We start from the raw sequence: 26,767 nt of genomic DNA, 5'->3' as shown, positions 1-26,767 counted from the left end.
CTCGGTGGCCATCCATACTTTGATGAGCGTTTAGATGAAATCACTGCGCTGTCTGTTGCTTATCGGCTGTTTTTGCTGGTCCTTGATCACTTCGGCAACCCCCACAGGCCCCTCTGCAGCTTTGCTCTTGGAGCCTGAACAGCGGCAATGGCTGGAGCAGCATCGCAGCCTGCGCGTTGGTTTGGTCTTGCAAGCGCCATTTGCCCAGTTTGATCGACGCCTGCAGCAACTCTATGGGGTCAATGTCGAGCTAATGAACTGGTTGGGTCGCTCGCTTGGCCTGGACCTGACCTGGCGTAACTTCCCTGACCAGGCGGCGCTGGAGCGGGCGTTGCTAGCCGGTGAGGTGGATCTGGCGCCGGGCTTGACCCAAACGCCGGCCAGCCTGCGCTTATGGCTGTTCAGCGATCCGTACATGCGCGTGCCGCAATTGATTGTTGGGCCGCGCACCGGTGCGGTAGCGGTTGATCTTGAGAAGCTCACCGGAAATGAACGGGTGGCGGTACGCATGCCGAGCGCAGTGGCCGACTATTTGCGTGCGACGTATTCCAATCTCAACCTGCAAGGCGTTCCCCAGGAGCGTCAGGCCCTGCAGCTGGTGCTCAGCGAGCAAGCCCGCTACGCCGTGGTGGATGAGGCGCAGTTAAGCCGACTGTCGCGAGAAAATGAGTTCAGTGACTTGGCCGTGGTTGGCGATATCGGCCTGCCGCAACTCCTGCGGGTTGCCTCCCGGCGCGACTGGCCGCAGTTGGCGGAGATTCTTGAGCGCGGCCTGCAGGCCATTCCGGCCAAGGACCTTGAACAGTTGCATCAACGTTGGCTGGAGCCTAAATACCCACGCTTGAGCGAGTCGCCGGGTTTCTGGCAAAACTTGGGGTTATTGCTCGCCGTCTTACTGTTGAGCAGTGTCGCCATGGTTATCTGGCAGCGGCGTCAGTTGCGGCAGTTGGAGCACAACCTGCTAACCGCGCGCGAGAGCATCAACCAGCGTCAGGCGCGCGAAGAGGCCTTGCGTCTCAGTCAGTTTTCCATCGATCAGAGCACGGTGGGCATTCTCTGGGTCAACTGGGACAGCCATGTGCGTTATGCCAACCGCGCGGCTGAAAGTATGCTCGGTTATGCCGAGGGCGCTGTGATCGACCGGCCGCTGATCGACTTCGAGCCTGGCTTGCACATGGATCGCTGGCTGGAGCTGTGGAGGGGCGCACGGGCCAGTAATGACCTGGCCCAGCATTTCGAAACCCAGTGCCTGCGCGCCGATGGCAGCCTGCTGCCGGTGGATGTATCGCTGAGCTTTCTGCGCTTTCGTGACGCCGAGTACCTGGTGGTTTTTCTTACTGACGTCACCGAGCGCCGTCGGGCCCTGGCGGCTTTGCGCGAAAGTGAGGCCAGGCTCAAGGGTATTGCCGGCAACGTGCCAGGGTTGGTGTTTCGGCTGGAGCGCAACCCGGCTGAAGGTGAGTTGGAATTTCCCTATATCAGCGAAGGCAGTGAGGCCTTGGTCGGCTATACCCCTGCCGCGCTGCAACGCCCGGACATGGGTTTGCGCAACCTGGTGCACCCGGATGACCGGGCCGACTACCACAAAGTCCAGGACCTGGCCTTGGCTACCGACCGCGATTGGTCCTGGCAGGGACGCATTCTGACGCGTGAGGGCGAACAGCGCTGGGCCGATATCAAGGCCAGTACCCGCAGCCTGGGTGATGGTCGCGTAGTCTGGGACGGAGTGGTCTGGGACATCACCCAGAGCAAGCGGGCTGAGCTGGAACTGGCTCGTTCCCAGGAACAGCTGCGCGAGCTATCGGCGCACCTGGAAAGTGTCCGTGAGGAAGAAAAGGCCCGTATCGCTCGGGAAGTGCATGATGAACTGGGACAGATGCTGACCGTGCTCAAACTGGAAACGTCCATGTGCGAGCTAGCCTATGCCGACCTCGATCCGGGCCTCAACGAGCGTCTTGCCAGCATGAAACGCCTGATTGCCCAGCTGTTTCAATTGGTTCGTGATGTCGCCACAGCGCTGCGTCCGCCGATCCTGGATGCGGGTATTGCCTCGGCGATCGAGTGGCAGGCGCGGCGTTTCGAAGCGCGAACGCAGATTCCCTGCCTGGTCCAGGTACCGGAAAACCTGCCTCCTTTGAGCGATGCCAAGGCAATCGGTCTGTTCCGCATCCTGCAAGAGGCGCTGACCAATGTCATGCGTCATGCCCAGGCGCATACTGTCCAGATAAGCTTGAGCCTGGACGGTCGAACCTTGCGTTTGACGGTAATCGACGACGGCCTTGGCTTTGCCCTTGAGCAAAATCGGCCGACGTCTTTCGGTCTGGTCGGGATGCGCGAACGGGTGTTGATGCTCGGTGGCCAGATGACCCTTGAGAGTGAGCCCGGTGAAGGCACCAGCCTAAGCGTGGCGATTCCCCTGAAATAGGAGCGGTACTGTGATTCGAGTTCTGGTTGCCGAAGACCACACCATCGTTCGTGAGGGTATCAAGCAATTGATTGGCCTGGCCAAGGACATGCAAGTGGCGGGGGAGGCCGGTAACGGCGAGCAACTGCTAGAGACCTTGCGACATACCGACTGTGAGGTGGTGTTGCTCGATATCTCCATGCCGGGAGTCAATGGTCTGGAGGCGATTCCACGGATCCGAGCCCTGAATAACCCCCCGGCCATCCTGGTACTGTCGATGCATGATGAGGCACAAATGGCCGCCCGCGCCTTGAAGATCGGCGCTGCCGGTTACGCGACCAAAGACAGCGACCCGGCCTTGTTGCTGACAGCCATTCGCCGGGTGGCCGGTGGTGGTCGCTATATCGATCCGGAGTTGGCTGACCGGATGGTTTTCGAGGTGGGTTTGACGGATGCCCGGCCATTGCATTCGCTGCTGTCGGAGCGTGAGTTCTCGGTGTTCGAGCGGCTGGCCCAAGGAGCCAACGTCAATGACATTGCCCAGCAGCTGGCCCTGAGCAACAAGACGATCAGTACCCACAAGGCGCGCCTGATGCAGAAACTCAATGTGAATTCGCTGGCGGAGTTGGTCAAATACGCCATGGAGCACAAGCTGCTCTGAGTGTTCTGTTAGCGACACCGGGTCGCTCTTATCGCTGACAAGGCCAGGCCCCAGAGGGTTGCTTGCAGGTGGCTTTTTGTGGGCGCTGGCCTTGCCAGCAATAACGGTTGTCCTGGTTCGGAAGACGTGAACCTTATCCAAAAACGCCATCCTTGTAGGGCAATCCCTACCCCCAGCCTTCCATCTAGCTGATATCAATCTCTCCCCACCCCCGATTTGCGCCGACTCGCACCTTCACTAGGCTGTAAATACGCAGTCATCCAACAAGAAGGTACGGGTATGAGTGAGGTGAATTCGAGCGCTGCAGCCGGTGAAGTGCTGGTCAGCTTCCGCGGTGTGCAGAAGAGCTACGACGGTGAGTCGCTGATCGTCAAAGACCTCAATCTGGATATTCGCAAAGGCGAATTCCTGACCTTGCTCGGCCCGTCCGGCTCCGGCAAGACCACCAGCCTGATGATGCTCGCAGGCTTTGAGACCCCGACCGCCGGTGAGATCCAGCTGGCGGGCCGCTCGATCAACAACGTGCCGCCGCACAAACGCGACATCGGCATGGTGTTCCAGAACTACGCGTTGTTTCCGCACATGACTGTGGCCGAAAACCTGGCCTTCCCTTTGAGTGTGCGCAACTTGAGCAAGACCGACATCAGTGAGCGCGTCAAACGCGTGCTGAGCATGGTGCAGCTCGACGCGTTCGCGCAGCGCTACCCCGGTCAATTGTCCGGCGGCCAGCAGCAACGCGTGGCGCTTGCCCGGGCGCTGGTGTTCGAGCCACAGCTGGTGCTGATGGATGAACCGCTCGGGGCCTTGGATAAACAGCTGCGTGAACACATGCAGATGGAGATCAAGCACCTGCACCAGCGTTTGGGTGTCACCGTGGTTTACGTGACTCATGACCAGGGTGAAGCACTGACCATGTCGGATCGCGTGGCCGTGTTCCACCAGGGCGAGATCCAGCAGATCGCTGACCCTCGCACCCTCTATGAAGAGCCAAAGAACACCTTTGTGGCTAATTTCATCGGTGAAAATAACCGCATCAATGGGCGCCTGATCAGTCAGGACGGTGAGCGTTGCCTGGTGCAGCTCGCCCGCGGCGAGAAGGTGGAGGCCTTGGCCGTCAATGTTGGTCAGAGCGGTGAGCCGGTCACCCTGTCGATTCGTCCAGAGCGCGTACGCCTGAACGGCCACAGCGAAAGCTGTGTCAACCGCTTCTCTGGTCGAGTTGCTGAATTCATTTACCTGGGCGACCACGTACGGGTCCGTCTGGAGGTTTGCGGCAAGGCCGATTTCTTTGTGAAGCAGCCGATTGCCGAACTCGACCCGGCGCTGGCCGTGGGCGATGTGGTACCGCTTGGCTGGGAAGTGGAGCACGCCCGCGCGCTCGATCCACTCCTCGAAGCCAACTGAAGGCTTGCTTCACCAACCCTGTACTGTGGAGAGAATAATAATGTTCAAACACTTGAAGTTGACCGCTCTGACGCTGGGGCTGTTTGCGGCGGGCCAGGCTATGGCAGCGGCTGATCTGACCGTGATCTCTTTCGGCGGCGCCAACAAGGCGGCACAGACCAAAGCGTTCTACGAGCCATGGGAAAAGGCAGGCAACGGCAAGATCGTGGCTGGCGAATACAACGGTGAAATGGCCAAAATCAAAGCCATGGTCGACACCAAGAGCGTGTCCTGGAACCTGGTCGAAGTCGAGTCGCCGGAGCTGGCGCGTGGTTGCGACGAAGGCATGTTCGAAGAGCTCGATCCGGCGCTGTTCGGCAACGAGGCCGACTATGTACCTGGTGCCATTCAGCCTTGCGGCGTGGGCTTCTTTGTTTGGTCCACGGTCATGGCCTACAACGCTGACAAGCTGAAAACCGCCCCGACCAGTTGGGCCGACTTCTGGGACACCAAAAAATTCCCAGGTAAACGTGGCCTGCGCAAGGGCGCCAAGTACACCCTGGAGTTCGCCCTGATGGCTGACGGCGTCGCGCCCAAGGACGTCTACAAGGTGCTCGGCAACAAGGAAGGCCAGGACCGCGCCTTCAAGAAACTCGACGAACTCAAGCCAAGCATCCAGTGGTGGGAAGCCGGTGCGCAGCCACCGCAGTACCTGGCTTCGGGTGACGTGGTCATGAGTTCGGCCTACAACGGCCGGATCGCTGCGGTACAGAAAGAAAGCAACCTGAAGGTGGTGTGGAACGGCGGCATCTATGACTTCGACGCCTGGGCCATTCCCAAGGGCGCGAAGAACGCCGAAGAAGCCAAGAAATTCATCGCCTACTCGGTCAAACCTGAGCAGCAGAAGATCTACTCGGAAAACATTGCCTACGGCCCAGCCAACTCCAAAGCGGTGAGCCTGCTTTCTGACGAGATCAAAAAAGACATGCCGACCACCCCGGAAAACATTGCTAACCAAGTGCAGATCGACGTCGCCTTCTGGGCTGACAACAGCGAGCAACTGGAGCAACGCTTCAACGCCTGGGCTGCCAAGTAAGGTCGGCTGATGGAGCGTCGGCAACGAGCCGACGCTCCCTGTTCTCAAGATTTCGGAGTTCGCTATGGCCATCGCAGTGCCCCTCAATGAAGGCGCCGGTTCCACCCTCAAGCAGCGCCTGGCACGTGCCGAGCGGGTCAACCGCTGGAAGGCGCAGGCCCTGATTGCGCCGCTGGCGCTGTTCCTGCTGCTGGTTTTCCTGGTGCCTATTGCCGCACTGCTTTACAAGAGTGTCGGCAACCCGGAAGTCGTCACGGGCTTGCCGCAGACTGTTGCTGTGGTAACGCAATGGGACGGTAAAGGCTTGCCGGGCGAGTCAGTGTACAAGGCACTCAGTGAAGACTTGGCTCAGGCGCGCAAGAACCAGACGCTGGGCGATACCTCCAAGCGCTTGAACATGGAACTGGCCGGCTATCGCAGCCTGCTGTCAAAAACCGCCCGTGCGTTGCCGTTCAAAACTGAGCCGGCTTCTTATAAAGAAGCGTTGCAGGAGCTGGACGAGCGCTGGGGCGATCCCGCGTACTGGCAGGCCATCCGCCGTAACACCAGTAGCGTGACCCCGTTCTATCTGCTGGCGGCCCTGGACCATCGCATCGATGACCTCGGCGAGCTGGCCAAGGCCACCCCGGACCAGGCCATTTACCTGGACATCTTTACCCGCACCCTGTGGATGGGTTTCGTCATCACCGCCCTTTGCCTGGTGCTGGCCTATCCACTGGCCTACTTGCTGGCCAATTTGCCGACCCGTCAAAGCAACCTGTTGATGATTCTGGTGCTGCTGCCGTTCTGGACTTCAATCCTGGTACGGGTGGCAGCCTGGATCGTGCTACTGCAGTCAGGCGGATTGATCAACAGCACACTGATGGCGGTGGGCATCATCGATAAACCGCTGGAGCTGGTGTTCAACCGCACTGGTGTCTACATCTCCATGGTTCACATCCTGCTGCCGTTCATGATCCTGCCGATCTACAGCGTAATGAAGGGCATTTCGCCGACCTATATGCGTGCGGCGATCTCTCTGGGATGTCATCCGTTCACCAGTTTCTGGCGGGTGTACTTCCCGCAGACCTACGCCGGTGTCGGTGCGGGCTGTCTGCTGGTGTTCATCCTGGCCATCGGTTACTACATCACCCCGGCGCTGCTCGGCAGCCCTAATGATCAGATGGTCAGCTACTTCGTGGCCTTCTATACCAACACCAGCATCAACTGGGGTATGGCGACTGCGTTGGGCGGCCTGCTGCTGCTCGCCACCGTCATTTTGTATCTGATCTATAGCTGGCTGGTCGGCGCCAGCCGCTTGCGCCTGAGCTGAGGAGCGTTGTCATGCTGAGCCCTTACATGTCGCCCGTCGAGCGGGTTTGGTTCTACAGCTTGCGCATCCTTTGCGGGCTGATCCTGTTGTTCCTGGTGCTGCCGGTGCTGGTGATCATTCCGTTGTCGTTCAACTCCGGTAGCTTTCTGGTCTACCCGCTGCAAGGCTTCTCGCTGCAGTGGTACCAGGACTTCTTCGCCTCGGCTGAATGGATGCGTGCGCTGAAGAACAGCATCATCGTCGCCCCGGCTGCCACTGTTTTGGCGATGATTTTCGGCACCTTGGCCTCGATTGGCCTGACCCGTGGCAACTTTCCTGGCAAGCCGCTGATCATGGCCCTGGTGATTTCACCGATGGTGGTGCCAGTGGTGATCATCGGTGTTGCCAGCTATCTGTTCTTCGCACCGTTGGGCATGGGCAACAGTTTTATCTCACTGATCCTGGTGCATGCAGTGTTGGGTGTGCCGTTCGTCATCATCACTGTGTCGGCGACACTGCAAGGCTTCAACTACAACCTGGTACGTGCCGCGGCCAGTCTTGGCGCCTCGCCGCTGACCGCCTTTCGTCGAGTGACGTTACCGTTGATTGCCCCAGGGGTGATTTCCGGTGCCTTGTTCGCGTTTGCCACCTCGTTTGATGAAGTGGTGGTGACCCTGTTCCTGGCCGGCCCTGAGCAGGCGACCTTGCCACGCCAGATGTTCAGCGGCATCCGTGAGAACCTCAGCCCGACAATTGCGGCGGCGGCAACCTTGCTGATCGCGTTTTCGGTGGTGCTGTTGCTGACCCTGGAGTGGCTGCGAGGGCGTAGCGAGAAGCTGCGCACTCAACAGCCGGAGTGACGGACTACTGTGGGGGCGGGTCGATCCGCTCCCACTCCGTCGAGCACTTTGATACCAGTCAGCCCCTGGCCGTTTGCCTGAGGTACAATGCGCGCCACCGTGATTCTGCCCTACAGGTGCGCCATGCAGCCCTACGCTATTGCCCCCTCGATTCTTTCTGCCGATTTCGCTCGCCTGGGTGAGGAAGTCGACAACGTGCTGGCCGCTGGTGCCGATATCGTTCACTTCGACGTAATGGACAACCACTACGTGCCGAACCTGACCATCGGCCCGATGGTCTGTACCGCGCTGCGCAAATATGGCATCACCGCGCCAATCGACGTGCACCTGATGGTCAGCCCGGTTGATCGCATCATCGGCGACTTCATCGAAGCGGGTGCCAGTTACATTACCTTCCATCCGGAAGCCACCCTGCACATCGATCGTTCACTACAGTTGATTCGTGACGGTGGTTGCAAAGCCGGCCTGGTATTCAACCCGGCAACCCCGCTCGACACCCTCAAGTACGTGATGGACAAGGTCGACATGATCCTGTTGATGAGCGTCAACCCAGGCTTCGGCGGGCAGAAATTCATCCCCGGCACCCTCGACAAGCTGCGCGAAGCCCGTGCGCTGATCGACGCCAGCGGCCGCGATATCCGTCTGGAAATCGACGGCGGCGTGAATGTGAACAACATCCGTGAGATCGCTGCAGCCGGTGCCGATACTTTCGTTGCTGGTTCGGCGATCTTCAACACCCCGAACTACCAGGAAGTCATCGCCAAGATGCATGCCGAATTGGCTTTGGCCCGCGCATGAGTGGCTTCGAGCAGCTGTTCCCCGGGGCGCTGCCCAGGCTGGTGATGTTCGATCTGGACGGTACCCTGATCGATTCGGTCCCTGACCTGGCCGCAGCGGTGGATCACATGCTGCTCGAAATGGGGCGCAAGCCCGCAGGCCTGGAGGCTGTACGCCACTGGGTCGGCAACGGTGCCCCGGTGCTGGTGCGCCGGGCCCTGGCCGGTGGCCTGGATCATGCCGCCGTTGCGGACGACGAGGCAGAAAAGGGTCTGGAGCTGTTCATGCAGGCCTATGCCGACAATCATGAACTGACCGTGGTCTACCCCGGTGTGCGTGACACGCTCAAGTGGCTGTACAAGCAGGGCGTGGAAATGGCCCTGATCACCAATAAGCCGGAGCGCTTTGTCGCGCCGTTGCTCGACCAGATGAAAATCGGTCGTTACTTTCGCTGGATCATTGGCGGCGACACCCTGCCGCAGAAAAAGCCGGATCCGGCAGCGCTGTTGTTCGTCATGAAGATGGCCAATGTCTCGGCTGAAGAGGCCCTGTTCGTCGGTGATTCGCGCAGTGACGTACTGGCGGCCAAGGCGGCCGGGGTCAAATGCGTGGGCTTGAGCTATGGCTACAACCATGGCCGTCCTATCAGCGAAGAACAGCCATGCCTGGTCATTGACGACCTGCGAGCGCTGTTGCCCGGTTGCTTAGATGCGGCCACTGGGATAACGTTGGCTGACGTTCAATCCCCCTCAAATCGAGATTCCATCGTGGCGGTTACCGGCAAACTCTGGATGAAAGTCATTAAGGCCCTGGCCCGTTGGCGTTGGCGCGCCTGACTGTTCGCTGCCGGCCGTTGCCGGCCCGTTTGCCTGTTTGACCCATTTGCTGCTTGCCACGAGGCTATCATGACCCGCGAAGAATTCCTGCGCCTGGCCGCTGAAGGCTATAACCGTATTCCCCTGGCCTGCGAGACCCTGGCCGACTTCGACACACCACTGTCGATCTACCTGAAACTGGCTGACCAGGCCAACTCCTACTTGCTCGAGTCCGTGCAGGGCGGAGAAAAGTGGGGACGTTACTCGATCATTGGCTTGCCGTGCCGCACGGTGCTGCGGGTGTATGACCATCAGGTGCGCATTAGTCACGACGGTGTCGAGATCGAGCGCCACGACGTAGAAGACCCGCTGGCGTTCGTCGAGTCCTTCAAGGAACGCTACAAAGTGCCGACCATCGCGGGTCTGCCACGCTTCAACGGTGGTCTGGTTGGTTACTTCGGCTACGACTGTGTGCGCTATGTGGAGAAGCGTCTGGGCAAATGCCCGAATCCCGATCCGCTGGGTGTGCCGGATATTCTGCTGATGGTTTCCGATGCCGTGGTGGTGTTCGACAACCTCGCGGGCAAGATGCACGCCATTGTCCTGGCCGATCCGGCTCAGGAACACGCCTACGAAAACGGCCTGGCCCGCCTTGAGGGGTTGCTTGAGCAACTGCGTCAACCAATCACCCCGCGCCGCGGCCTGGAACTGGGTGGCCCACAAGCCGCCGAGCCGACCTTCCGCTCCAGCTTCACCCAGAGTGACTACGAGCGTGCGGTCGATACCATCAAGGAATATATCCTCGCGGGCGACTGCATGCAGGTGGTGCCGTCCCAGCGTATGTCGATCGACTTCAAGGCCGCGCCGATCGACCTGTATCGGGCGTTGCGTTGCTTCAACCCGACGCCATACATGTACTTCTTCAATTTCGGTGACTTCCATGTGGTAGGCAGCTCACCGGAAGTGCTGGTGCGGGTTGAAGACAACCTGGTTACCGTCCGCCCGATTGCTGGCACGCGTCCGCGTGGTGCCACTGAGGAAGCCGACCGCGCGCTCGAAGAAGATCTGCTGTCGGACGACAAGGAAATCGCCGAGCACCTGATGTTGATCGACCTGGGCCGCAACGATGCCGGCCGGGTGTCGACAACCGGCACAGTCAAAGTCACCGAGAAGATGGTCATCGAGCGTTACTCCAACGTCATGCACATTGTTTCCAACGTGACCGGTGAATTGAAGGAAGGCCTCAGCGCCATGGATGCGCTGCGCGCAATCCTGCCCGCCGGGACCTTGTCCGGGGCGCCGAAGATCCGCGCCATGGAAATCATTGATGAACTCGAGCCGGTTAAACGCGGTGTTTACGGGGGCGCAGTCGGTTACTTTGCCTGGAACGGCAATATGGACACGGCCATCGCCATTCGCACTGCGGTCATCAAGGATGGCGAACTGCATGTACAGGCTGGCGGTGGCATCGTCGCCGACTCGGTACCTGCACTGGAATGGGAAGAAACCATCAACAAACGTCGGGCGATGTTCCGTGCGGTAGCGCTGGCTGAACAGACGCCACGCAGCTGATTGAAACCCACGGCGCCCGCAGCGCGCCGTCTTGCGCCTGTCCACCCGGCGAAATTGATTCTAGAGGTTGAACCCAGATGCTACTGATGATCGACAACTATGACTCCTTCACCTACAACGTCGTGCAGTACCTCGGCGAGTTGGGTGCAGCGGTCAAGGTCATTCGCAATGACGAGCTGACCATCGCCCAGATCGAAGCGCTGAACCCTGAGCGTATCGTGGTTTCCCCTGGTCCGTGCACCCCGACCGAAGCTGGTGTTTCTATTGAAGCCATCCTGCACTTTGCTGGCAAGCTGCCGATTCTCGGCGTTTGCCTGGGGCACCAGTCCATTGGCCAGGCCTTTGGCGGTGACGTCGTGCGGGCCCGTCAGGTCATGCATGGCAAGACCAGCCCGGTATTTCACAAGGACCTCGGCGTGTTTGCCGGCCTGAACAATCCGCTGACCGTGACCCGCTATCACTCGCTGGTGGTCAAGCGTGAAACCTTGCCCGAATGCCTGGAACTGACTGCCTGGACCGCCCTTGAAGATGGTTCAGTGGACGAAATCATGGGCCTACGGCACAAAGAGCTGAACATCGAAGGGGTGCAGTTCCACCCCGAGTCGATCCTCACCGAGCAGGGCCACGAGCTGTTCGCCAACTTCCTCAAGCAGACCGGCGGCCGCCGCTAAGGATCGATCATGGATATCAAGAGCGCGCTCAGCCGCATTGTCGGCCACCTGGACTTGAGCACCGAAGAAATGCGCGATGTGATGCGCGAAATCATGACCGGCCAGTGCACTGAAGCGCAGATCGGTGCCTTCATGATGGGCATGCGCATGAAGAGCGAAAGCATCGACGAAATTGTTGGTGCGGTGTCGGTGATGCGCGAGTTGGCTGACAAGGTCGAACTCAACACCCTCGATCAGGTAGTCGATGTGGTTGGCACCGGTGGCGATGGGGCGAACATCTTCAACGTCTCCACTGCTTCTGCCTTCGTGGTTGCCGCCGCTGGCTGCACCGTGGCCAAGCACGGCAACCGTGCTGTCTCAGGTAAGAGTGGTAGCGCGGATCTGCTGGAAGCTGCCGGTATCTACCTGAACCTGACGCCTGTGCAAGTTGCCCGGTGTATCGACAGCGTCGGTATCGGCTTCATGTTTGCCCAGACCCATCACAAGGCCATGAAATTTGCCGCTGCGCCGCGTCGCGACCTTGGCTTGCGGACTCTGTTTAACATGCTCGGCCCGCTTACGAATCCGGCCGGTGTGAAACACCAGGTAGTCGGTGTGTTCACGCAGGCGCTGTGCCGGCCTCTGGCCGAGGTGCTGCAACGCCTGGGCAGCAAACATGTGCTGGTGGTGCACTCCAAGGACGGCCTGGACGAGTTCAGTCTGGCGGCGCCGACCTTCGTCGCCGAACTCAAGAACGACCAGATCACCGAGTACTGGGTCGAACCCGAAGACCTCGGCATGAAAAGCCAAAGCTTGCATGGCCTGGCCGTTGAGAGTCCAGCCAAGTCCCTGGAGCTGATTCGCGATGCCTTAGGGCGGCGCAAGACTGAAAATGGCCAGAAAGCTGCAGAAATGATCGTGCTCAACGCCGGTGCTGCGCTGTACGCGGCAGACCACGCTATGACCCTAAAGCAAGGTGTCGAGCTTGCCCACGACGCACTGCACACCGGCCTTGCCCGGGAAAAACTCGAAGAACTGGGCGCTTTCACCGCCGTATTCAAGCAGGAGAATGAAGGATGAGTGTGCCGACGGTTCTGGAAAACATTCTGGCGCGTAAGGTCCAGGAAGTCGCCGAGCGTAGCGCTCGGGTCAGTCTCGCCGAACTCGAGCGTCTGGTCGCCGCCGCTGATGCACCACGCGGTTTTGCCAATGCGCTGATCGAACAGGCCAAGCGCAAGCAACCTGCGGTGATTGCCGAGATCAAGAAGGCTTCGCCAAGCAAAGGTGTAATCCGCGAAAACTTCGTGCCGGCCGAAATCGCCAAGAGCTACGAACAGGGGGGGGCGACCTGCTTGTCGGTACTCACCGATGTCGACTATTTCCAGGGCGCCGATGTTTACCTGCAGCAGGCTCGCGCAGCCTGCAAGCTACCGGTGATTCGCAAAGACTTCATGATCGATCCTTATCAGATCGTTGAAGCCCGTGCCCTGGGCGCCGATTGCGTGCTACTGATCGTCTCGGCGCTGGATGATGTGAAAATGGCTGAACTGGCGTCCACAGCGAAAAGCGTTGGCCTTGATGTGCTGGTTGAAGTGCACGATGGCGATGAGCTGGAGCGGGCCTTGAAAACCCTCGATACGCCTCTGGTCGGCGTCAATAACCGCAACCTGCACACCTTTGAAGTCAGCCTGGAAACCACCCTCGACTTGTTGCCGCGGATTCCTCGCGACCGTCTGGCGATTACCGAAAGCGGTATTCTCAACCGTGCGGACGTTGAGCTGATGGAAATCAACGAGGTCTATTCGTTTCTGGTCGGTGAAGCATTCATGCGCGCCGAGCATCCTGGGCTTGAGTTGCAGCGCCTGTTCTTCCCTGAGCGGGCGGTGCAGAATCCGGTGCAAGGACTGGACTGATTCAACTCTGAAGCCGGCATCGCCGGCTTTTTTGTATCGACAAGGTTTTCGCGATGACTGAGCAACTACTGGATGTGACTGTCGAGGCCGGCCTGCATGCCGAACAGGAACTGCTGGCGGCGGTGTGTAAGGGCGAAAAGGATTACGGCTTGTTGTTCTGGCGGCCAATTGACCACGCATTGGTCATGCCGCGACGCATGAGCCGTCTTGAAGGTTTCGAGGTCGCTTGTGCTGAGCTAGCAATTGCCGGTTGGCCGGTTCTGTTGCGTGAAACGGGCGGTGAACCGGTGCCGCAATCGCCTGCGGTGATCAACATCGCCCTGGTCTATGTGGCGCCGCGTAGTGAAGGCGACCATGGACGTATCGAAAACGCCTATGAGCGCCTGTGTCTGCCATTGTGTGACGTGCTGCGTGATTGGGGCGGTCTAGCCTCTGTAGGCGAAATTGAAGGTGCGTTCTGCGATGGGCGCTACAACGTCAACCTCAATGGTCGCAAACTGGTGGGCACCGCTCAGCGCTGGCGTCAGGGCTTGGGCGGCAAGCGTCCGGTCGTGTTGGTCCACGGCGCGCTGCTGCTGGATAACGAGCGTGAATCGATGGTGGCCGCGGTCAATCGCTTCAACGAAATTTGTCAGCTGGAGCAACGCTGCCTGGCCGACAGCCATATCGCCTTGCATGAAGTGGTGCCCGAGGCGCCGCTGCTTGAGCGCCTGGGGCAGGCTTATGCCAAGGTAATCGAGGGCATCGCCCGCGATTAACGGGTACCGAAGACCACCATGGTCTTGCCTTTGACGTGAACCAGGCTGCGTTCTTCCAGGTCCTTGAGGACGCGGCCGACCATTTCCCGTGAACAGCCGACGATACGCCCGATCTCCTGGCGAGTAATTTTGATCTGCATGCCGTCGGGGTGAGTCATGGCATCGGGTTGCTTACACAACTCCAGCAAGCAACGAGCAACGCGTCCGGTGACATCAAAAAATGCCAGGTCACCGACCTTGCGGGTGGTGTTGCGCAGCCGTTGGGCCATTTGGCTGCCCAAGGCATAGAGGATGTCCGGATCCTGTCGTGCCAGCTCGCGGAATTTTTCGTAGCTGATCTCCGCTACTTCACATTCGCTCTTGGCCCGAACCCAGGCACTGCGCAGTTGTTCCTGTCCGGTAGGCTCAAACAAGCCCAGTTCACCGAAAAAATCGCCGCTGTTGAGGTAGGCGATGATCATTTCGTGGCCGTCGTCATCCTCGATCAGGATGGTCACCGAGCCTTTGACGATGAATGACAGCGTATCGGCTTTGTCGCCGGCACAGATGATGTTGCTTTTGGCCGCAAAACGGCGCCGCTGACAATGGGCGAGCAGTTTGTCGATGTTCTTGATCTTCGCTGGAAGGGCTGATGCAACCATGACTGAATCCCGGTAAGAGGCAACGCTTGTACGCTTTTTATAGAGAGTCTGGCCAGCTGTGCCAGTGATTTGGCGTCAGCTTATCAGACACTTGTGCGTATATCGGCAGATTTACTCGCATGCTTGAGCTTTTCCGCCAGGCCTTCTAGGTCTAAGCTGGCAGCCTTTTTCAAACAATGGAGTCCGGATGATGAAGGCGCGTATCCAGTGGGCAGGTGAAGCCATGTTTCTGGGCGAATCAGGCAGTGGCCATGTTGTGGTCATGGACGGTCCACCTGAAGCCGGTGGGCGTAACCTCGGCGTGCGGCCAATGGAAATGCTCCTGCTGGGCCTGGGCGGCTGCAGTAACTTCGATGTGGTCAGCATCCTGAAAAAATCCCGCCAGGCGGTAGAGAGCTGTGAAGCCTTCCTGGAAGCCGAGCGCGCCAGCGAAGACCCGAAAGTATTTACCAAGATTCATCTGAATTTCGTGGTCAAGGGCCGTGGGCTCAAGGACGCTCAGGTCAAGCGTGCGGTGGAGCTTTCAGCCGAGAAGTACTGCTCGGCTTCGATCATGCTCGGTCGGGCGGGTGTTGAGATTACCCATAGCTACGAGATTGTTGAACTCGGCTGATTTGCAGTCATCGTGGGGCCCGTTGGGAACGGGCCTTTCAATGGATCGAGGGCAATCAGCAAGCCCAGCCCAGGAATCAGAGCCAGCAGCAACCAAGGTAGGTTTATGACCCACAGGCCGAGGATTTCTGCACTGCTCCAAGTCGCGCCGAAGGTTTGAGCAAACAACAGGCACTGCAGCAGCATGGTCAATGTGGCAGACAGCACAAAGGCGCCGCAGAGCAGTCGCCTGCTGTGGATAAAACAGCTGGCCAGCAGAAAAAGCAGTTGCCCGGGCGCGGTGAACAGCAGCAGTTCAACCATACTGTTGCTGTCAGGGTCGACCATGCTCGGCAGTGCCAGGCTAAATGGCGTCTGCCCGATACTGGCGTTGATCAGGCACACAAACAGGTAGGCAACCGGCGCCAGTCCCAGGCTTTGTAGCAGGCGTACCGTAAACAGACGCATCTTCAGTGACGTAGGCCTGGGAGCATCTGCTGCAAGCCATGGGGTACCAGTGCGCGCAGACGAGTGCTCAATACTTCGCGATGCTTTTGGTAAAACAGCCCCAGGCCAATCACGCCCAGACCGATTATGCTCAGCACCACTGGGAACAGCAGGGAGTCGGCAAACACTTCGTAGGATAGATAGCCCAGGTATGCGGCTACGCCCATGGCACCAAAGACCATGAACATTGACCTGCGCAACAGTACCGCCACCCCCATCAGACCAATATTGATCAGGCAGTACAGGGCCTTGCTCAGTTGACTGTCGCTTTCCATCAGGCTCAGTCCCAGCCAGAAAGCCAATAGACCGGCAAGGTAGCCCCAGAACGCAAAGTCCTGACGCGTTCTGCCATCAATGACCAGGAACACCAGAAGTACCATCAGGCCAAACCACAATGACACGCTGAGGCGCTGCTCCCAAGTGAATGTGAAGCCATAGAACCATTCGCTCAGGTCCATGGACATGAACCACAGAGCTACGGCAATCGGCATCACAATGAAGGGGAAGGGGATCAGGCGCAGCATCAGTAGACCGGCAACCACCGTGGCTGCTTCCATAAGGAGCCAGCCGCCTTGCACATAGGTGTAGTAGTTGTGGTATCCGGTTTGGCTGTCGTCCATGGGCCAGAAGCCGGTGAGTCGCTCCGCAGCGAACACGGCCAGAGGCACGATACTGACTGCCACGGCGCCAAGCACGCCAGCCGGAATGATCTGGCCACGGCGTTGCATGAACACGCCAGCCAGGGTCACGGCGCCGATGTACAGCAAAGCGATCAGCAACAGCGCGCCGTCGCCAATGCGCATCCAGGCTTCGTTGAGCAGCCAGCCCATGGCCGCCATTATCAATAGCGCGCCGAGGTAGAAGGCTACATGGGCCAGCTGGAAACTGGCCTGGGTGGCTGGCTGGCGCTTGAGAAAGTCAAGCAGAGCCTGGTCCTGGCCGGGGTTCAGAACACCTGCACTGACAGCGCGGGCCAGGTCCTTGGCATCGAAACGTTCCGTCATGGTGTGTCCTAGATACGGTAGGTGCTCTTGGTCATGACCTTGGCCATCAGGCTCATGCCAAAGCGCACCGGGGCTGGGAAGCGGAAGCCGCCAGCCTCAAGGGCTGATTCAGCGTGCTGTTCTTCGTCGACGCGCATCTGCTCAAGGATCGCCCGGGATTTTTCATCCTCGGTCGGAATCTGCTCCAGGTGCTCGTCCAGGTGTTTGCACACCTGATGTTCGGTAGCGGCAACGAACCCCAGACTGACCTTGTCGCTAACCAGACCGGCAAGTGCGCCGATGCCAAACGACATGCCGTAGAACAATGGGTTGAGCACACTCGGATGGCTACCCAGCTGACGGATGCGCTGCTCGCACCAGGCCAGGTGGTCGATCTCTTCTTCAGCCGCGTGTTCCATCGCCTTGCGCACTTGAGGCAGCTTGGCGGTCAGCGCTTGGCCTTGGTAAAGCGCTTGGGCGCAGACTTCACCGGTATGGTTGATGCGCATTAGCCCAGCGACGTGGCGGGTCTGGCTGTCGTCGAGGGTGACATCCGGCTGGATGATGGCCGGCGAGGGGCGGGAAGGTTGGCCGCTGAAGGGTAGCAAGGTGCGCATGGCCGTATCGGCCTGCAGCAACAAGCGGTCGAGCGGCGAAAAGTGACGTTCGGTAGCCATCGGGCACCTCCGCAAGAATGTGCCCGACAGTTTACCGCAATCGTGCAGATCGGGCTTGCTCTGGATCAGCCCGGCGGCCAGTGCATCTGGCGTTGACCGAGGACATGCATGTGTATGTGGTAGACCGTCTGTCCTCCCAGCTCGTTGCAGTTCATGACCACGCGGAAGCCTTCTTCACAGCCCAGTTCTTTGGCCAGGCGTTGAGCGGTGAACAGGATATGTCCGGCCAGCCCCTTGTCTTCTTCGGTCAGGTCATTGAGGGTGCGGATCGGCTTTTTCGGAATGACCAGAAAATGCACAGGCGCCTGTGGGGCGATATCGTGGAAGGCCAGAACCTGGTCGTCCTCGTAGATGATCTTGGCCGGGATTTCCCGGTTGATGATCTTGGTGAACAGAGTTTCCACTACGGTTGCTCCATGTGAGGGATCGGGCCTGAGTGTACTCAGGCTGGGTGTCGACGCCCAGTCCCGCGCGCTCAGCGCGGGCAATAAGCTTGATTGATGGCACCCGCCAATTTGCGCGTAAGCCAGCGTGACAGCAGCCGCGGGCTGAACGTCAGCCAGCGATTGCGCCGTCCAGGAATGATCAGCGCACGGTTTTTGTCCAGCGCGCGGACAGTGTACAGCGCCACTTCTTCGGGGCTGAGGCAGCGTTGACCCTTTTCCAGGCGGGGAATCCGCCGTAGCGGCGAGCGTACTGGGCCAGGGCAGAGCACTGAGACCTTGATTCCAGTGCGCTTGAGCTCTTCGCGCAGACCCTCGGAAAAGCTCAGCACATAGGCTTTGCTGGCCGCGTAGCTGCTCATCCATGGTCCGGGAGCAAAGGCTGCAACAGACGCGACATTGAGAATCTGGCCACCGCCCTGAACCGCCATGGCGTTGCCCAGCGCGTGGCAAAGACGGGTCAGGGCAAGAATGTTCACTTCGATCAGATCCTGCTCGTCGCCCCATTCCTGTGCCAGGAACGGCCCATAGCTGCGAATACCCGCGCAGTTGACCAGCAGATCGATGTGTCGCTCACTTTCTTCCAGCTCCAGCAGGAACCCGGACAGGCGCAGTGGTTCACCCAAATCGCAGGCGCGAAACAGCACTTCAACGCCAAACCGTTGGGTCAGCTCGATGGCAATGCTTTCCAGTGGGTCACGCTGACGGGCCACCAGGATCAGGTTGCGTCCCCGACGTGCCAGCGCCTCGGCCAGTGCCAGGCCCAAGCCGCTGGAGGCACCGGTGATCATGGCGTAACGGGTCATGCAGTTCTCCAGTCGGAAAGGGTGGCCAAAGCGCCCAGTTTACAGGTACCTGGCAGACGCTAGAACGTGGTCTTGAGTGCGGATACGCCAATAAGGCCCAGAATCAGTAGTGGCCATAGGCAAGCCAGGATCCGTTCGCCAATGCTATTGGGCGCGGGTGCAGGGCCAAAGCGGTTGCTAGATCGATTACCGGGTACCAACATCAGCAGCAGAATAAACAAGTAGCCGAGCCAGGGTATCAACACCAACAAGCAGAACCAGCCACTGCGGTTCAAATCGTGAAGTCGGCGAATGATCAACAGCATGCTCAGGATCTGGACAATGACCAAGCCGGCTATCAGCAGCAGTCCCGATAGATCCCGCACCACGGTGGTGGCTAGCCAAGCGAGTACCAATATACCTGCGATCGTAGTTAGCGCTAACGATGACGTCCAGGCCAGCAGGCGAACTCGGCCGATTCGTCCCTTTGTGTTCAAGAACTGAGGTTTGCTGGAGTTTTCCAGGATCAGCGGGGTGTTCATGGAGGCTTCCTTTGCCGTCGAAAGTTGTCGATCAGCCCGGCCAATGTCGACTCAGGGCTGTGGCCGAGGCTTGTGCCTGGCGGTATTCGCTATCCAGGCGAGTAATCAGTTGCTCGACAGAGCACAGCCCGTCGATGGCGCCGACACCTTGCCCTGCAGACCAGACGGTCTTCCAGGCTTTGGCCTCATCGTGAATAGGCTTAAGCTTGGTTTCGGTGTGGCTGCGTAGGGCGGCCATGTCGAAACCGGCATTTTCCAGGCTCTGGCGCATGAAGCTGGCAGGCACCCCGGAAACCGCCGCGGTATGGATGATATCGGCAGCCTTGGCCTCTAGCATCATTTCTTTATAAGGGCCTGGGGCTTGGCTTTCGTGTGTGGCGATAAAACGGGTGCCGAGGTAGGCCAGATCTGCACCAAGAAGTTGAGCCGCGAGAATTTCATGGCCGCGATTGATGCAGCCAGCCAGCAGTAACGTCTTGTCGAAGAACTGGCGAATCTCGGCAATCAGCGCGAAGGGGCTCCAGGTGCCGGCATGGCCACCAGCGCCCGCCGCAACGGCGATCAAGCCATCGACCCCCGCTTCAGCCGCTTTCTCGGCATGCCGTCGGGTGGTTACGTCATGGAACACCAGGCCGCCATAGCTGTGCACGGCATCGACCAGCTCCTTTACCGCCCCAAGGCTGGTGATGACGATCGGCACCTTGTGTTCGACGCACAATGCCAGATCTGCCTGCAGGCGCGGATTGCTCTGGTGCACGATCAGGTTGACCGCATAGGGGGCAGGCTTGGTCAGGGCAGCCAGGCCTGCTTCAATTTCTTCGAGCCAGGCCTTGAAGCCGGCACTGTCGCGTTGGTTCAGCGCCGGGAAACTACCGACGATCCCATTGGCGCAACAGGCCAGTACCAGTTGCGGGTTGGAGATCAGAAACATCGGTGCCGCAACCACCGGCAGGCGCAAGCGTTGTTCGAGCAGGGCAGGCAATGACATGGCAAGTTTCCCGAGGCTGAATGAAGGTTTAGGTTAGAACGGTTTGACCACCACCAGAATTACGATGGCCAGCAAGATCAGCACAGGTACTTCGTTGAACCAGCGATAGAACACATGACTGCGGGTGTTTTCGCCGCGTGCGAAGCGCTTGAGCTGGGCACCACACATGTGGTGGTAACCGATCAGCAGGATCACCAGCGTGAGCTTGGCGTGCATCCAGCCCTGGCTAAGAAAGCCCGGCGTCAGGCTCATCAGCCAGATTCCGAAGACCAGGGTGGCGACCATTGCCGGCAACATGATGCCGCGGTACAGCTTGCGTTCCATGGTCACGAAGCGTTCCTGGCTGATGCTGTCCTGGCTTTGCGCGTGATAGACAAACAAGCGCGGCAGGTAGAACAGCCCGGCAAACCAGCAGACCACGCTGACGATGTGCAGCGCTTTGATCCAGAGAAAAAGCATGGAGTTGAGTTCCTTCAGGGTTCACGGTCGTCAGATAGTAGTGGCTAGGCGCCTGCTGGGCCATCTCAACAGTTGTGGGCGTGTTTCCGGCCCCCTATTATCGTGAGCTTTCCTGTTGGTTCGTTGATAAGGGGCACGCGTTATGGTCAAGGTCGGTATCGTTGGCGGCACGGGTTATACCGGGGTCGAGCTGCTGCGTCTGTTGGCACAGCACCCACAGGCTGAGGTGGCGGTGATCACCTCGCGCTCCGAAGCTGGTCTGGCAGTTGCCGACATGTACCCGAACCTGCGCGGCCACTACGACGGTCTGGCCTTCAGCGTGCCGGATGTAAAAGCCCTGGGAGCCTGCGACGTAGTGTTCTTTGCCACCCCTCATGGCGTTGCCCATGCCCTGGCAGGTGAACTGCTGGCGGCGGGTACTAAGGTCATCGACTTGTCTGCTGACTTCCGCCTGCAGGATGCTGATGAGTGGGCCAGGTGGTATGGCCAGCCCCATGGCGCACCAGAGCTGCTCAAGGACGCGGTCTACGGCCTGCCAGAGGTCAACCGCGAACAGATTCGCCAGGCTCGGCTGATCGCCGTGCCGGGCTGTTACCCGACGGCCACCCAGCTGGGCTTCCTGCCACTACTGGAGGCCGGAATCGCCGATGCCTCACGCTTGATTGCCGACTGTAAGTCGGGCGTTAGCGGTGCGGGTCGTGGCGCGTCTGTTGGTTCGCTGTTCTGCGAAGCTGGCGAAAGCATGAAGGCTTATGCGGTCAAGGGGCACCGCCACCTGCCAGAAATTACTCAGGGCCTGCGCCGAGCGGCGGGTAGCGATGTTAGTCTGACCTTCGTTCCACACCTGACGCCGATGATCCGCGGTATTCATTCCACCCTGTACGCGACAGTTGCCGACACCTCGGTTGACCTGCAGGCGCTGTTTGAAAAGCGCTATGCCGATGAACCGTTCGTCGATGTGATGCCGGCTGGGAGCCATCCGGAAACCCGTAGCGTGCGTGGTGCCAACGTCTGCCGCATTGCCGTGCATCGGCCGCAGGATGGTGATCTGGTCGTGGTGCTTTCCGTCATCGACAACCTGGTCAAAGGCGCGTCGGGCCAAGCGGTACAGAACCTCAACATCCTCTTCGGGCTGGATGAACGCATGGGGCTTTCTCACGCAGGACTGCTGCCCTAAGCGCCCAAGGTGCAAGTCGCAAGCTGCAAGTACAAGGCGAACGCGCTCCACTTGTAGCTTGCAGCTAACCGCTTGCGGCTTTTGTATTCTTGACCGATTTTCTCGGAGAAGCGGATAATGCGCGTCATCACGCATTATGGCGGCACAGCGCCGGGAGATAATCAGCATGAGCGTCGAATCCTTCACCCCCGTAGCTTTGCAGTTCACTGAGGGTGCAGCGCACAAGGTGAAGACCCTGGTCGATGAAGAGGGCAATGATCGTCTGAAGTTGCGAGTATTCGTGACCGGTGGCGGTTGCTCGGGTTTTCAATACGGTTTTACCTTCGATGAAGATGTCGCTGAAGACGACACCATCGTCGAGCGCGAAGGCGTGGCCCTGGTGGTAGATCCGATGAGTTTCCAATACCTGGCAGGAGCCGAGGTGGATTACCAGGAAGGCCTGGAAGGCTCGCGTTTTGTCATCAAGAACCCGAACGCCAGCACCACGTGTGGTTGTGGCTCGTCGTTCTCGATTTGATCGCAGGGTAGGTTGCACCGCAAACGCCGCGCTTATGCGCGGCGTTTTGCTGTGTGCAAATCAGCCGGGGTAAATTGCGCCGAGCACGCGCAAGCCGCGGGCGCCGGTGACACTCGGGCGATTGCCGGGAATGCCTTGCAGGCAACAGTGGGCTAGCCAGGCAAAGGCCATGGCCTCAACCCAGTCGGGGTCAATACCTAGTGCTGCGGTGCTACTGACTCGTGCGCCAGGTAACAAGGCGGCGAGGCGGCGCATCAGTGCGCCATTGTGAGCACCGCCGCCACAGACCAATAGTGCCTGGGTAGCTTCTTGAGCTGCTTGCAGAGAAGTGACAATGCTGTGGGCAGTGAGCTCTAGCAGAGTGGCTTGAACATCGGTATCGCTAATCACCGGTTGCCTTGCCAGGTGCTGCTTGAGCCAAGGCAGGTTGAAGACTTCCCGTCCTGTGCTCTTGGGGCCGGTGCCGGCGAAGAATGGGTCACTCAGCAGAGCGGCGAGCAGGCCGGGATGTACTTGGCCACCGCCTGCCCAGGCACCGTCGGCGTCGTAGCTGCGGCCTTGTTTCTCATCAATCCAGGCGTCGAGCAGGACGTTGCCGGGGCCGCAATCAAAGCCATTGACCGGTTTGTCTTGTTCAATCAGGCTGAGGTTGCTGAAGCCCCCAACGTTAAGCACAGCCAGGCGCTGGCCCTGGTGTTCGAACAGTGCCTCATGAAAGGCTGGGACCAAAGGCGCGCCCTGGCCGCCAGCGGCTACATCGCGGCGCCGGAAGTCGCCCACTACACAAATACCGGTAAGCTCGGCGAGCAACGCCGGGTTACCGATCTGGACGGTGAATCCGCGTGCCGGCTCATGGCGAATGGTCTGGCCATGACTGCCAATGGCGCGGATATCGGCAGGCTTGAGGCTCTGAGCAGCCAGCAAATGTTCGATACCTTCAGCTGCCAGGCGTACCCACTGCGCTTCGGCCAGTGCCGCGCGGGCAATTTCGTCAGCACCGCTGGAGCACAGCGCGAGCAGATCCTGGCGCAGGCTGGCGGGCATGGGAATGTAGTGAGTTGCGAGCAGGCGGGTGTCCTGCTCTTGCTTGATCAAGGCAATGTCCAGGCCATCGAGGCTGGTCCCGGACATCACTCCCAGATAAAGAGCCATTGCTTAGCGCTTGTTCGACGCGAGCATGGTGGCTTTTTCCTGGTTCATGCGTGCAACCAGTGGTTGGCTTTGCTGCAGGAAACGCTGACGCTCAGCCTTGGCAATCGGATCGGCCATTGGCAGTTTCTGCCCCAGCGGGTCGACGTGGACGCCGTTGACCTGGAACTCATAGTGCAGGTGCGGTCCGGTGGACAGGCCGGTGGTGCCGATGTAGCCGATGACCTGGCCCTGTTTTACCGTACCGCCGGTTCTTACGCCTTTAGCGAAGCCCTGCATGTGCCCGTAGAGGGTTTGGTAGCGGTTGCCGTGCTGGATGATAACGGTGTTGCCGTAGCCACCGCGACGTCCGGCGAGCAAGACCTTGCCATCGCCGGCAGCTTTGATTGGCGTGCCCCGTGGTGCGGCATAGTCGACACCCTTGTGGGCGCGGATCTTGTTCAGAATCGGGTGTTTGCGACCGGCCGAGAAACGTGAGCTGATGCGGGCGAAATCAACCGGGGTGCGGATGAACGCCTTGCGCATGCTGTTGCCATCAGCGGTGTAGTAATTGGTATTGCCCTGCTTGTTGGTGTAGCGAATGGCGCTGTAGGTCTTGCCACGGTTGGTAAAGCGGGCAGAGAGAATATTGCCGTTGCCAACCACCTTGTCGCCCATGATCTTCTGCTCGTAGATCACGTCGAACTCATCGCCCTGGCGGATATCCTGAGCGAAGTCGATGTCGTAGCCAAAGATCCGCGCCATATCCATGGTCAGGCTGTGGGGCAGGCCGGCGCGCTGGCCGGAGGCCGACAGCGAACTCTTGATCACGCCGTGAGCGTAGGCTGAGCGCACCACTGGCTTACTGACTTCACGATTGAAGGCGTAACCCTTGGCGCTTTTGGTCAGGCGGATGGTTTCCAGGTCACTGACCTTGCTGTGCAGGCTGGCCAGTTGACCGTCCTTGTCCAGTTCGATCTGCAGTACCTGGCCGCTCTTGAGCTGGCTGAACTGCTTTGCTTGCTTGTTACTGCTCAGTACTTCGTGCACGGCGCTGGCCGGTAGGCCAACTTTGGCAAACAGGGTCGACAGAGTGTCGCCACGGCTTACAGTGACTTCACGATGGCCCGGGTCCTTGGCTGGGACAACTGGCTCTGACGCGGGTGCCGCTTCAACCTTGGCAGTTTCTTTGGATGCGGCGCTGCTGTTATCGATTTGAGCAAACGGGGACGGGCTGGAAGCCTCTGTGTTCTGGGTCAGGGGCGCGTCCGGGCCTTGCTTAAGTTCTTCGGCAGGGCTCTCCAGCTCCAGATTCAGGGTGGTTTTCTTGGCTTCTACTTCGCTGGACGGGAACACCAGCAAGGCCAGACTGAGCAAGGCGGCGATGCCGCTGGCGGCCAACAGATGGCTCTTCGGATAAAGCGGGGGCGCTTTAGGCGGTTCGTTGGTCATAGATGAATTGACTTTGAAATAGATGAATTGGAAAAGATGAATGACATGATGAAGATGAAATAACTGTATAAAATATAACCAAATCCCTTTCAGCGCAAGCGCGCAGACGTCATCAGTCGGCTACGGGGTCACATCCGGGGCAAAAACTTGTAATTGATGGCTGATCTTGTATGGTTGGGGCCCTTTGAATCTGAGCCTGCGGGTCTGTTATGAAGTCGGTTGAAGAGCAGCTAGCGCTGATCAAGCGTGGTGCGCAAGAGGTACTGGTAGAGTCCGAGTTGGTCGAGAAGCTCAAGCGCGGGCAGCCGCTGCGGATCAAGGCGGGTTTTGACCCGACCGCTCCCGACCTGCACCTGGGGCATACCGTACTTATTAACAAGCTGCGCCAGTTCCAGGATCTGGGGCATCAGGTGATTTTCCTGATCGGCGACTTCACCGGCATGATCGGTGACCCGAGCGGTAAGAGCGCCACGCGTCCGCCACTGACCCGCGAGCAGGTGCTGGATAACGCCGAGACATATAAACAGCAGGTGTTCAAGATTCTCGACCCGGCCAAGACCGAGGTTGCGTTCAACTCCACCTGGATGGACAAGTTGTCCCCGGCAGACTTCATTCGCCTGGCTTCGCAGTACACCGTGGCGCGCATGCTCGAGCGTGACGACTTCGACAAGCGCTACACCACCAATCAGCCAATCGCCATCCACGAGTTCCTTTATCCGCTGGTGCAGGGTTACGACTCGGTGGCGCTCAAGTGTGATGTCGAGCTGGGTGGTACGGATCAGAAATTCAATCTGCTGATGGGGCGTGAACTACAGCGCTCGTATGGTCAGGAGGCGCAAAACATTGTGACCATGCCGCTGCTGGAAGGTCTCGATGGCGTCAAGAAGATGTCCAAGTCACTGGGTAACTATGTTGGTATCCAGGAGGCGCCGGGCGTTATGTACAGCAAGCTGGTATCGATCCCTGACACCTTGATGTGGCGTTACTTTGAGCTGCTGAGCTTCCGTTCGATGGACGAGATCGAGGCGTTCCGTGCCGATGTTGCTGCTGGTGCCAACCCGCGTGACATTAAAATCAAGCTGGCCGAAGAGATTGTTGCGCGTTTCCATGGTGAAGAAGCTGCGGAAAACGCCCACCGTGCTGCGGGCAACCGCATGAAGGAGGGCGAGCTGCCGGAAGACTTGCCGGAGGTCGAAGTGCTGGCGAGCGAGGAGATGCCAATCTCTGCTGTCCTTAATAAGGCAGGCCTGGTGAAGAACTCAGCAGCTGCACGTGATCTGCTGGCAGCGGGTAGTGTTCGGGTGGATGGCGAAGTGGTTGATCGCGGTTTTGTGTTTGCTCTGGGAGCTACTCATGTTTGCCAGGCGGGCAAGAAAGCGTTCGCGCGTATTACCCTGAAGGCTGAGTAAGTTAGCTATATAAGGAGGCGGCAAGCTTCAGGCCGTAAGCTGCAAGTGGGCACGGCGCTCCTGCTTCTACTTGCAGCTTGAAGCTTGCTACTTATAGCCAAAACGCCCCCGCTGAAACAAAGTTGAAATAAGTCCTTGACGCCCCTGTGGATCTGTCTATAATCCGCCCCACTTCCGGCGTAGTCGGAACGGAAAACTCCTTGAGATTCAACGAGTTAGATGTTCCAGGTAGTACCGGAGGGGCTTCGATCGCAAGATCGGTAGCGGTGAAAAAGGTGGTTGACAGCG

General features: G+C 59.1%; 28 protein-coding genes. 17 read left to right on the top strand and 11 right to left on the bottom strand.

Features of this window, described 5'->3' with window-relative positions; all coding sequences use genetic code 11:
• The first annotated feature begins 34 nt into the window (after positions 1-34).
• The 13 genes from ACQRAX_RS07060 to ACQRAX_RS07000 all read left to right on the top strand — a co-directional run bounded on the left by ACQRAX_RS07060 (position 35) and on the right by ACQRAX_RS07000 (position 14,180).
• The gene (locus ACQRAX_RS07060) at positions 35-2,425 is read left to right on the top strand and encodes a PAS domain-containing sensor histidine kinase (protein WP_412039074.1); all 2,391 of its coding nucleotides are present in this window, start codon (positions 35-37) and stop codon (positions 2,423-2,425) included.
• Positions 2,426-2,435: 10 nt separating this feature from the next.
• Complete coding sequence (locus ACQRAX_RS07055) at positions 2,436-3,065, top strand: response regulator (protein WP_045180405.1); 630 nt, start codon at positions 2,436-2,438, stop codon at positions 3,063-3,065.
• 279 nt (positions 3,066-3,344) lie between these two features.
• Positions 3,345-4,469, top strand: coding sequence for an ABC transporter ATP-binding protein (locus tag ACQRAX_RS07050; protein WP_412039075.1), 1,125 nt, complete (start codon positions 3,345-3,347; stop codon positions 4,467-4,469).
• Between the two features lie 40 nt (positions 4,470-4,509).
• On the top strand, positions 4,510-5,544 hold the full coding sequence (locus ACQRAX_RS07045; protein WP_412039076.1) for an ABC transporter substrate-binding protein: 1,035 nt from the start codon (positions 4,510-4,512) through the stop codon (positions 5,542-5,544).
• Positions 5,545-5,608: 64 nt separating this feature from the next.
• Positions 5,609-6,856 carry an ABC transporter permease gene (locus ACQRAX_RS07040; protein WP_412039077.1) on the top strand — a complete coding sequence of 416 codons (1,248 nt, stop codon included), beginning with the start codon at positions 5,609-5,611 and terminating at the stop codon, positions 6,854-6,856.
• 11 nt (positions 6,857-6,867) lie between these two features.
• Positions 6,868-7,695: an ABC transporter permease gene (locus ACQRAX_RS07035; RefSeq protein WP_412039078.1), complete on the top strand. Its 828-nt coding sequence runs from the start codon at positions 6,868-6,870 to the stop codon at positions 7,693-7,695.
• 123 nt (positions 7,696-7,818) lie between these two features.
• Positions 7,819-8,493 (top strand): ribulose-phosphate 3-epimerase, encoded by a 675-nt coding sequence (rpe, locus tag ACQRAX_RS07030; protein WP_412039079.1) that lies wholly within the window; start codon positions 7,819-7,821, stop codon positions 8,491-8,493.
• A complete protein-coding gene (locus ACQRAX_RS07025) occupies positions 8,490-9,308 on the top strand; it encodes a phosphoglycolate phosphatase (RefSeq protein WP_412039080.1) in 819 nt (272 codons plus the stop codon). The genes rpe and ACQRAX_RS07025 overlap by 4 nt, the downstream gene beginning before the upstream one ends.
• A gap of 69 nt (positions 9,309-9,377) precedes the next feature.
• Positions 9,378-10,859, top strand: a complete 1,482-nt coding sequence (gene trpE, locus ACQRAX_RS07020; RefSeq protein ID WP_412039081.1) for an anthranilate synthase component I — start codon at positions 9,378-9,380, stop codon at positions 10,857-10,859.
• A gap of 77 nt (positions 10,860-10,936) precedes the next feature.
• Positions 10,937-11,530 carry an aminodeoxychorismate/anthranilate synthase component II gene (locus ACQRAX_RS07015; protein ID WP_412039082.1) on the top strand — a complete coding sequence of 198 codons (594 nt, stop codon included), beginning with the start codon at positions 10,937-10,939 and terminating at the stop codon, positions 11,528-11,530.
• A 9-nt stretch (positions 11,531-11,539) separates the two neighbouring features.
• On the top strand, positions 11,540-12,589 hold the full coding sequence (trpD, locus tag ACQRAX_RS07010; protein ID WP_412039083.1) for an anthranilate phosphoribosyltransferase: 1,050 nt from the start codon (positions 11,540-11,542) through the stop codon (positions 12,587-12,589).
• Positions 12,586-13,422: an indole-3-glycerol phosphate synthase TrpC gene (gene trpC / locus ACQRAX_RS07005; protein ID WP_412039084.1), complete on the top strand. Its 837-nt coding sequence runs from the start codon at positions 12,586-12,588 to the stop codon at positions 13,420-13,422. Before trpD ends, trpC begins: the two co-directional genes overlap by 4 nt.
• Positions 13,423-13,475: 53 nt before the next feature.
• Positions 13,476-14,180: a lipoate--protein ligase family protein gene (locus ACQRAX_RS07000; RefSeq protein WP_412039085.1), complete on the top strand. Its 705-nt coding sequence runs from the start codon at positions 13,476-13,478 to the stop codon at positions 14,178-14,180.
• Here ACQRAX_RS07000 and crp read toward each other — a convergent pair.
• Positions 14,177-14,821 (bottom strand): cAMP-activated global transcriptional regulator CRP, encoded by a 645-nt coding sequence (crp, locus tag ACQRAX_RS06995; RefSeq protein WP_412039086.1) that lies wholly within the window; start codon positions 14,819-14,821, stop codon positions 14,177-14,179. The genes ACQRAX_RS07000 and crp overlap by 4 nt on opposite strands.
• A gap of 190 nt (positions 14,822-15,011) precedes the next feature.
• Between crp and ACQRAX_RS06990 the strand changes: the two genes are divergently transcribed.
• Complete coding sequence (locus ACQRAX_RS06990; RefSeq protein WP_038616192.1) at positions 15,012-15,434, top strand: OsmC family protein; 423 nt, start codon at positions 15,012-15,014, stop codon at positions 15,432-15,434.
• Here ACQRAX_RS06990 and ACQRAX_RS06985 read toward each other — a convergent pair.
• The 8 genes from ACQRAX_RS06985 to hemJ form a co-directional block, all read right to left on the bottom strand.
• Positions 15,410-15,880, bottom strand: a complete 471-nt coding sequence (locus ACQRAX_RS06985; protein ID WP_412039087.1) for a hypothetical protein — start codon at positions 15,878-15,880, stop codon at positions 15,410-15,412. The genes ACQRAX_RS06990 and ACQRAX_RS06985 overlap by 25 nt on opposite strands.
• A 2-nt stretch (positions 15,881-15,882) precedes the next feature.
• Positions 15,883-16,923: a DUF2157 domain-containing protein gene (locus ACQRAX_RS06980; protein ID WP_412039088.1), complete on the bottom strand. Its 1,041-nt coding sequence runs from the start codon at positions 16,921-16,923 to the stop codon at positions 15,883-15,885.
• Positions 16,924-16,931: 8 nt separating this feature from the next.
• Positions 16,932-17,579: a 2-polyprenyl-3-methyl-6-methoxy-1,4-benzoquinone monooxygenase gene (coq7, locus tag ACQRAX_RS06975; protein WP_412039089.1), complete on the bottom strand. Its 648-nt coding sequence runs from the start codon at positions 17,577-17,579 to the stop codon at positions 16,932-16,934.
• A gap of 65 nt (positions 17,580-17,644) precedes the next feature.
• Positions 17,645-17,983: a histidine triad nucleotide-binding protein gene (locus ACQRAX_RS06970; protein WP_045180357.1), complete on the bottom strand. Its 339-nt coding sequence runs from the start codon at positions 17,981-17,983 to the stop codon at positions 17,645-17,647.
• 71 nt (positions 17,984-18,054) lie between these two features.
• Positions 18,055-18,828, bottom strand: coding sequence for an SDR family NAD(P)-dependent oxidoreductase (locus ACQRAX_RS06965; RefSeq protein WP_412039090.1), 774 nt, complete (start codon positions 18,826-18,828; stop codon positions 18,055-18,057).
• Between the two features lie 59 nt (positions 18,829-18,887).
• Positions 18,888-19,349, bottom strand: a complete 462-nt coding sequence (locus ACQRAX_RS06960; RefSeq protein ID WP_412039091.1) for a DUF805 domain-containing protein — start codon at positions 19,347-19,349, stop codon at positions 18,888-18,890.
• A 31-nt stretch (positions 19,350-19,380) separates the two neighbouring features.
• Positions 19,381-20,337, bottom strand: a complete 957-nt coding sequence (locus ACQRAX_RS06955; protein WP_412039092.1) for an NAD(P)H-dependent flavin oxidoreductase — start codon at positions 20,335-20,337, stop codon at positions 19,381-19,383.
• 33 nt (positions 20,338-20,370) lie between these two features.
• Positions 20,371-20,796 carry a protoporphyrinogen oxidase HemJ gene (hemJ, locus tag ACQRAX_RS06950; protein ID WP_412039093.1) on the bottom strand — a complete coding sequence of 142 codons (426 nt, stop codon included), beginning with the start codon at positions 20,794-20,796 and terminating at the stop codon, positions 20,371-20,373.
• Between the two features lie 142 nt (positions 20,797-20,938).
• On the opposite strand from hemJ, the gene argC reads away from it, so the two are divergent.
• Entirely contained in the window at positions 20,939-21,973 is a 1,035-nt protein-coding gene (gene argC / locus ACQRAX_RS06945; protein WP_412039094.1) for an N-acetyl-gamma-glutamyl-phosphate reductase, read from the top strand.
• Between the two features lie 166 nt (positions 21,974-22,139).
• The gene (erpA, locus tag ACQRAX_RS06940; protein ID WP_028942121.1) at positions 22,140-22,490 is read left to right on the top strand and encodes an iron-sulfur cluster insertion protein ErpA; all 351 of its coding nucleotides are present in this window, start codon (positions 22,140-22,142) and stop codon (positions 22,488-22,490) included.
• A 60-nt stretch (positions 22,491-22,550) separates the two neighbouring features.
• On the opposite strand, the gene ACQRAX_RS06935 is transcribed toward erpA, so the two are convergent.
• The gene (locus tag ACQRAX_RS06935) at positions 22,551-23,642 is read right to left on the bottom strand and encodes an anhydro-N-acetylmuramic acid kinase (protein WP_412039095.1); all 1,092 of its coding nucleotides are present in this window, start codon (positions 23,640-23,642) and stop codon (positions 22,551-22,553) included.
• A gap of 3 nt (positions 23,643-23,645) precedes the next feature.
• Positions 23,646-25,070, bottom strand: a complete 1,425-nt coding sequence (locus tag ACQRAX_RS06930) for a peptidoglycan DD-metalloendopeptidase family protein (protein WP_412039096.1) — start codon at positions 25,068-25,070, stop codon at positions 23,646-23,648.
• A gap of 209 nt (positions 25,071-25,279) precedes the next feature.
• Here ACQRAX_RS06930 and tyrS point away from each other — a divergent pair, with 209 nt between their 5' ends.
• Positions 25,280-26,479 (top strand): tyrosine--tRNA ligase, encoded by a 1,200-nt coding sequence (gene tyrS / locus ACQRAX_RS06925; protein ID WP_412039097.1) that lies wholly within the window; start codon positions 25,280-25,282, stop codon positions 26,477-26,479.
• The last annotated feature ends 288 nt before the right edge of the window (positions 26,480-26,767 follow it).

Origin of the sequence: Pseudomonas sp. UM16, assembly GCF_050312595.1 — a bacterium.
GTDB lineage: Bacteria > Pseudomonadota > Gammaproteobacteria > Pseudomonadales > Pseudomonadaceae > Aquipseudomonas.
Note: the sequence above shows the minus strand (reverse complement) of the source record. Positions and strands in the feature narration are given on the sequence as shown.

Bases quoted from the DNA above. Each gene is read 5' to 3' on its own strand.
- trpE (WP_412039081.1), top strand. From the start codon at position 9,378: ATGACCCGCGAAGAATTCCTGCGCCTGGCCGCTGAAGGCTATAACCGT.
- tyrS (WP_412039097.1), top strand. From the start codon at position 25,280: ATGAAGTCGGTTGAAGAGCAGCTAGCGCTGATCAAGCGTGGTGCGCAA.
- rpe (WP_412039079.1), top strand. From the start codon at position 7,819: ATGCAGCCCTACGCTATTGCCCCCTCGATTCTTTCTGCCGATTTCGCT.
- ACQRAX_RS06980 (WP_412039088.1), bottom strand. From the start codon at position 16,923: ATGACGGAACGTTTCGATGCCAAGGACCTGGCCCGCGCTGTCAGTGCA.
- argC (WP_412039094.1), top strand. From the start codon at position 20,939: ATGGTCAAGGTCGGTATCGTTGGCGGCACGGGTTATACCGGGGTCGAG.
- ACQRAX_RS06955 (WP_412039092.1), bottom strand. From the start codon at position 20,337: ATGTCATTGCCTGCCCTGCTCGAACAACGCTTGCGCCTGCCGGTGGTT.
- ACQRAX_RS07040 (WP_412039077.1), top strand. From the start codon at position 5,609: ATGGCCATCGCAGTGCCCCTCAATGAAGGCGCCGGTTCCACCCTCAAG.
- ACQRAX_RS06990 (WP_038616192.1), top strand. From the start codon at position 15,012: ATGAAGGCGCGTATCCAGTGGGCAGGTGAAGCCATGTTTCTGGGCGAA.
- ACQRAX_RS06930 (WP_412039096.1), bottom strand. From the start codon at position 25,070: ATGACCAACGAACCGCCTAAAGCGCCCCCGCTTTATCCGAAGAGCCAT.
- trpC (WP_412039084.1), top strand. From the start codon at position 12,586: ATGAGTGTGCCGACGGTTCTGGAAAACATTCTGGCGCGTAAGGTCCAG.
- ACQRAX_RS07045 (WP_412039076.1), top strand. From the start codon at position 4,510: ATGTTCAAACACTTGAAGTTGACCGCTCTGACGCTGGGGCTGTTTGCG.
- ACQRAX_RS07015 (WP_412039082.1), top strand. From the start codon at position 10,937: ATGCTACTGATGATCGACAACTATGACTCCTTCACCTACAACGTCGTG.
- ACQRAX_RS06965 (WP_412039090.1), bottom strand. From the start codon at position 18,828: ATGACCCGTTACGCCATGATCACCGGTGCCTCCAGCGGCTTGGGCCTG.
- crp (WP_412039086.1), bottom strand. From the start codon at position 14,821: ATGGTTGCATCAGCCCTTCCAGCGAAGATCAAGAACATCGACAAACTG.
- ACQRAX_RS06935 (WP_412039095.1), bottom strand. From the start codon at position 23,642: ATGGCTCTTTATCTGGGAGTGATGTCCGGGACCAGCCTCGATGGCCTG.
- trpD (WP_412039083.1), top strand. From the start codon at position 11,540: ATGGATATCAAGAGCGCGCTCAGCCGCATTGTCGGCCACCTGGACTTG.
- hemJ (WP_412039093.1), bottom strand. From the start codon at position 20,796: ATGCTTTTTCTCTGGATCAAAGCGCTGCACATCGTCAGCGTGGTCTGC.
- ACQRAX_RS06985 (WP_412039087.1), bottom strand. From the start codon at position 15,880: ATGCGTCTGTTTACGGTACGCCTGCTACAAAGCCTGGGACTGGCGCCG.
- erpA (WP_028942121.1), top strand. From the start codon at position 22,140: ATGAGCGTCGAATCCTTCACCCCCGTAGCTTTGCAGTTCACTGAGGGT.
- ACQRAX_RS07050 (WP_412039075.1), top strand. From the start codon at position 3,345: ATGAGTGAGGTGAATTCGAGCGCTGCAGCCGGTGAAGTGCTGGTCAGC.
- ACQRAX_RS06960 (WP_412039091.1), bottom strand. From the start codon at position 19,349: ATGAACACCCCGCTGATCCTGGAAAACTCCAGCAAACCTCAGTTCTTG.
- ACQRAX_RS07060 (WP_412039074.1), top strand. From the start codon at position 35: ATGAAATCACTGCGCTGTCTGTTGCTTATCGGCTGTTTTTGCTGGTCC.
- coq7 (WP_412039089.1), bottom strand. From the start codon at position 17,579: ATGGCTACCGAACGTCACTTTTCGCCGCTCGACCGCTTGTTGCTGCAG.
- ACQRAX_RS07035 (WP_412039078.1), top strand. From the start codon at position 6,868: ATGCTGAGCCCTTACATGTCGCCCGTCGAGCGGGTTTGGTTCTACAGC.
- ACQRAX_RS07025 (WP_412039080.1), top strand. From the start codon at position 8,490: ATGAGTGGCTTCGAGCAGCTGTTCCCCGGGGCGCTGCCCAGGCTGGTG.
- ACQRAX_RS07000 (WP_412039085.1), top strand. From the start codon at position 13,476: ATGACTGAGCAACTACTGGATGTGACTGTCGAGGCCGGCCTGCATGCC.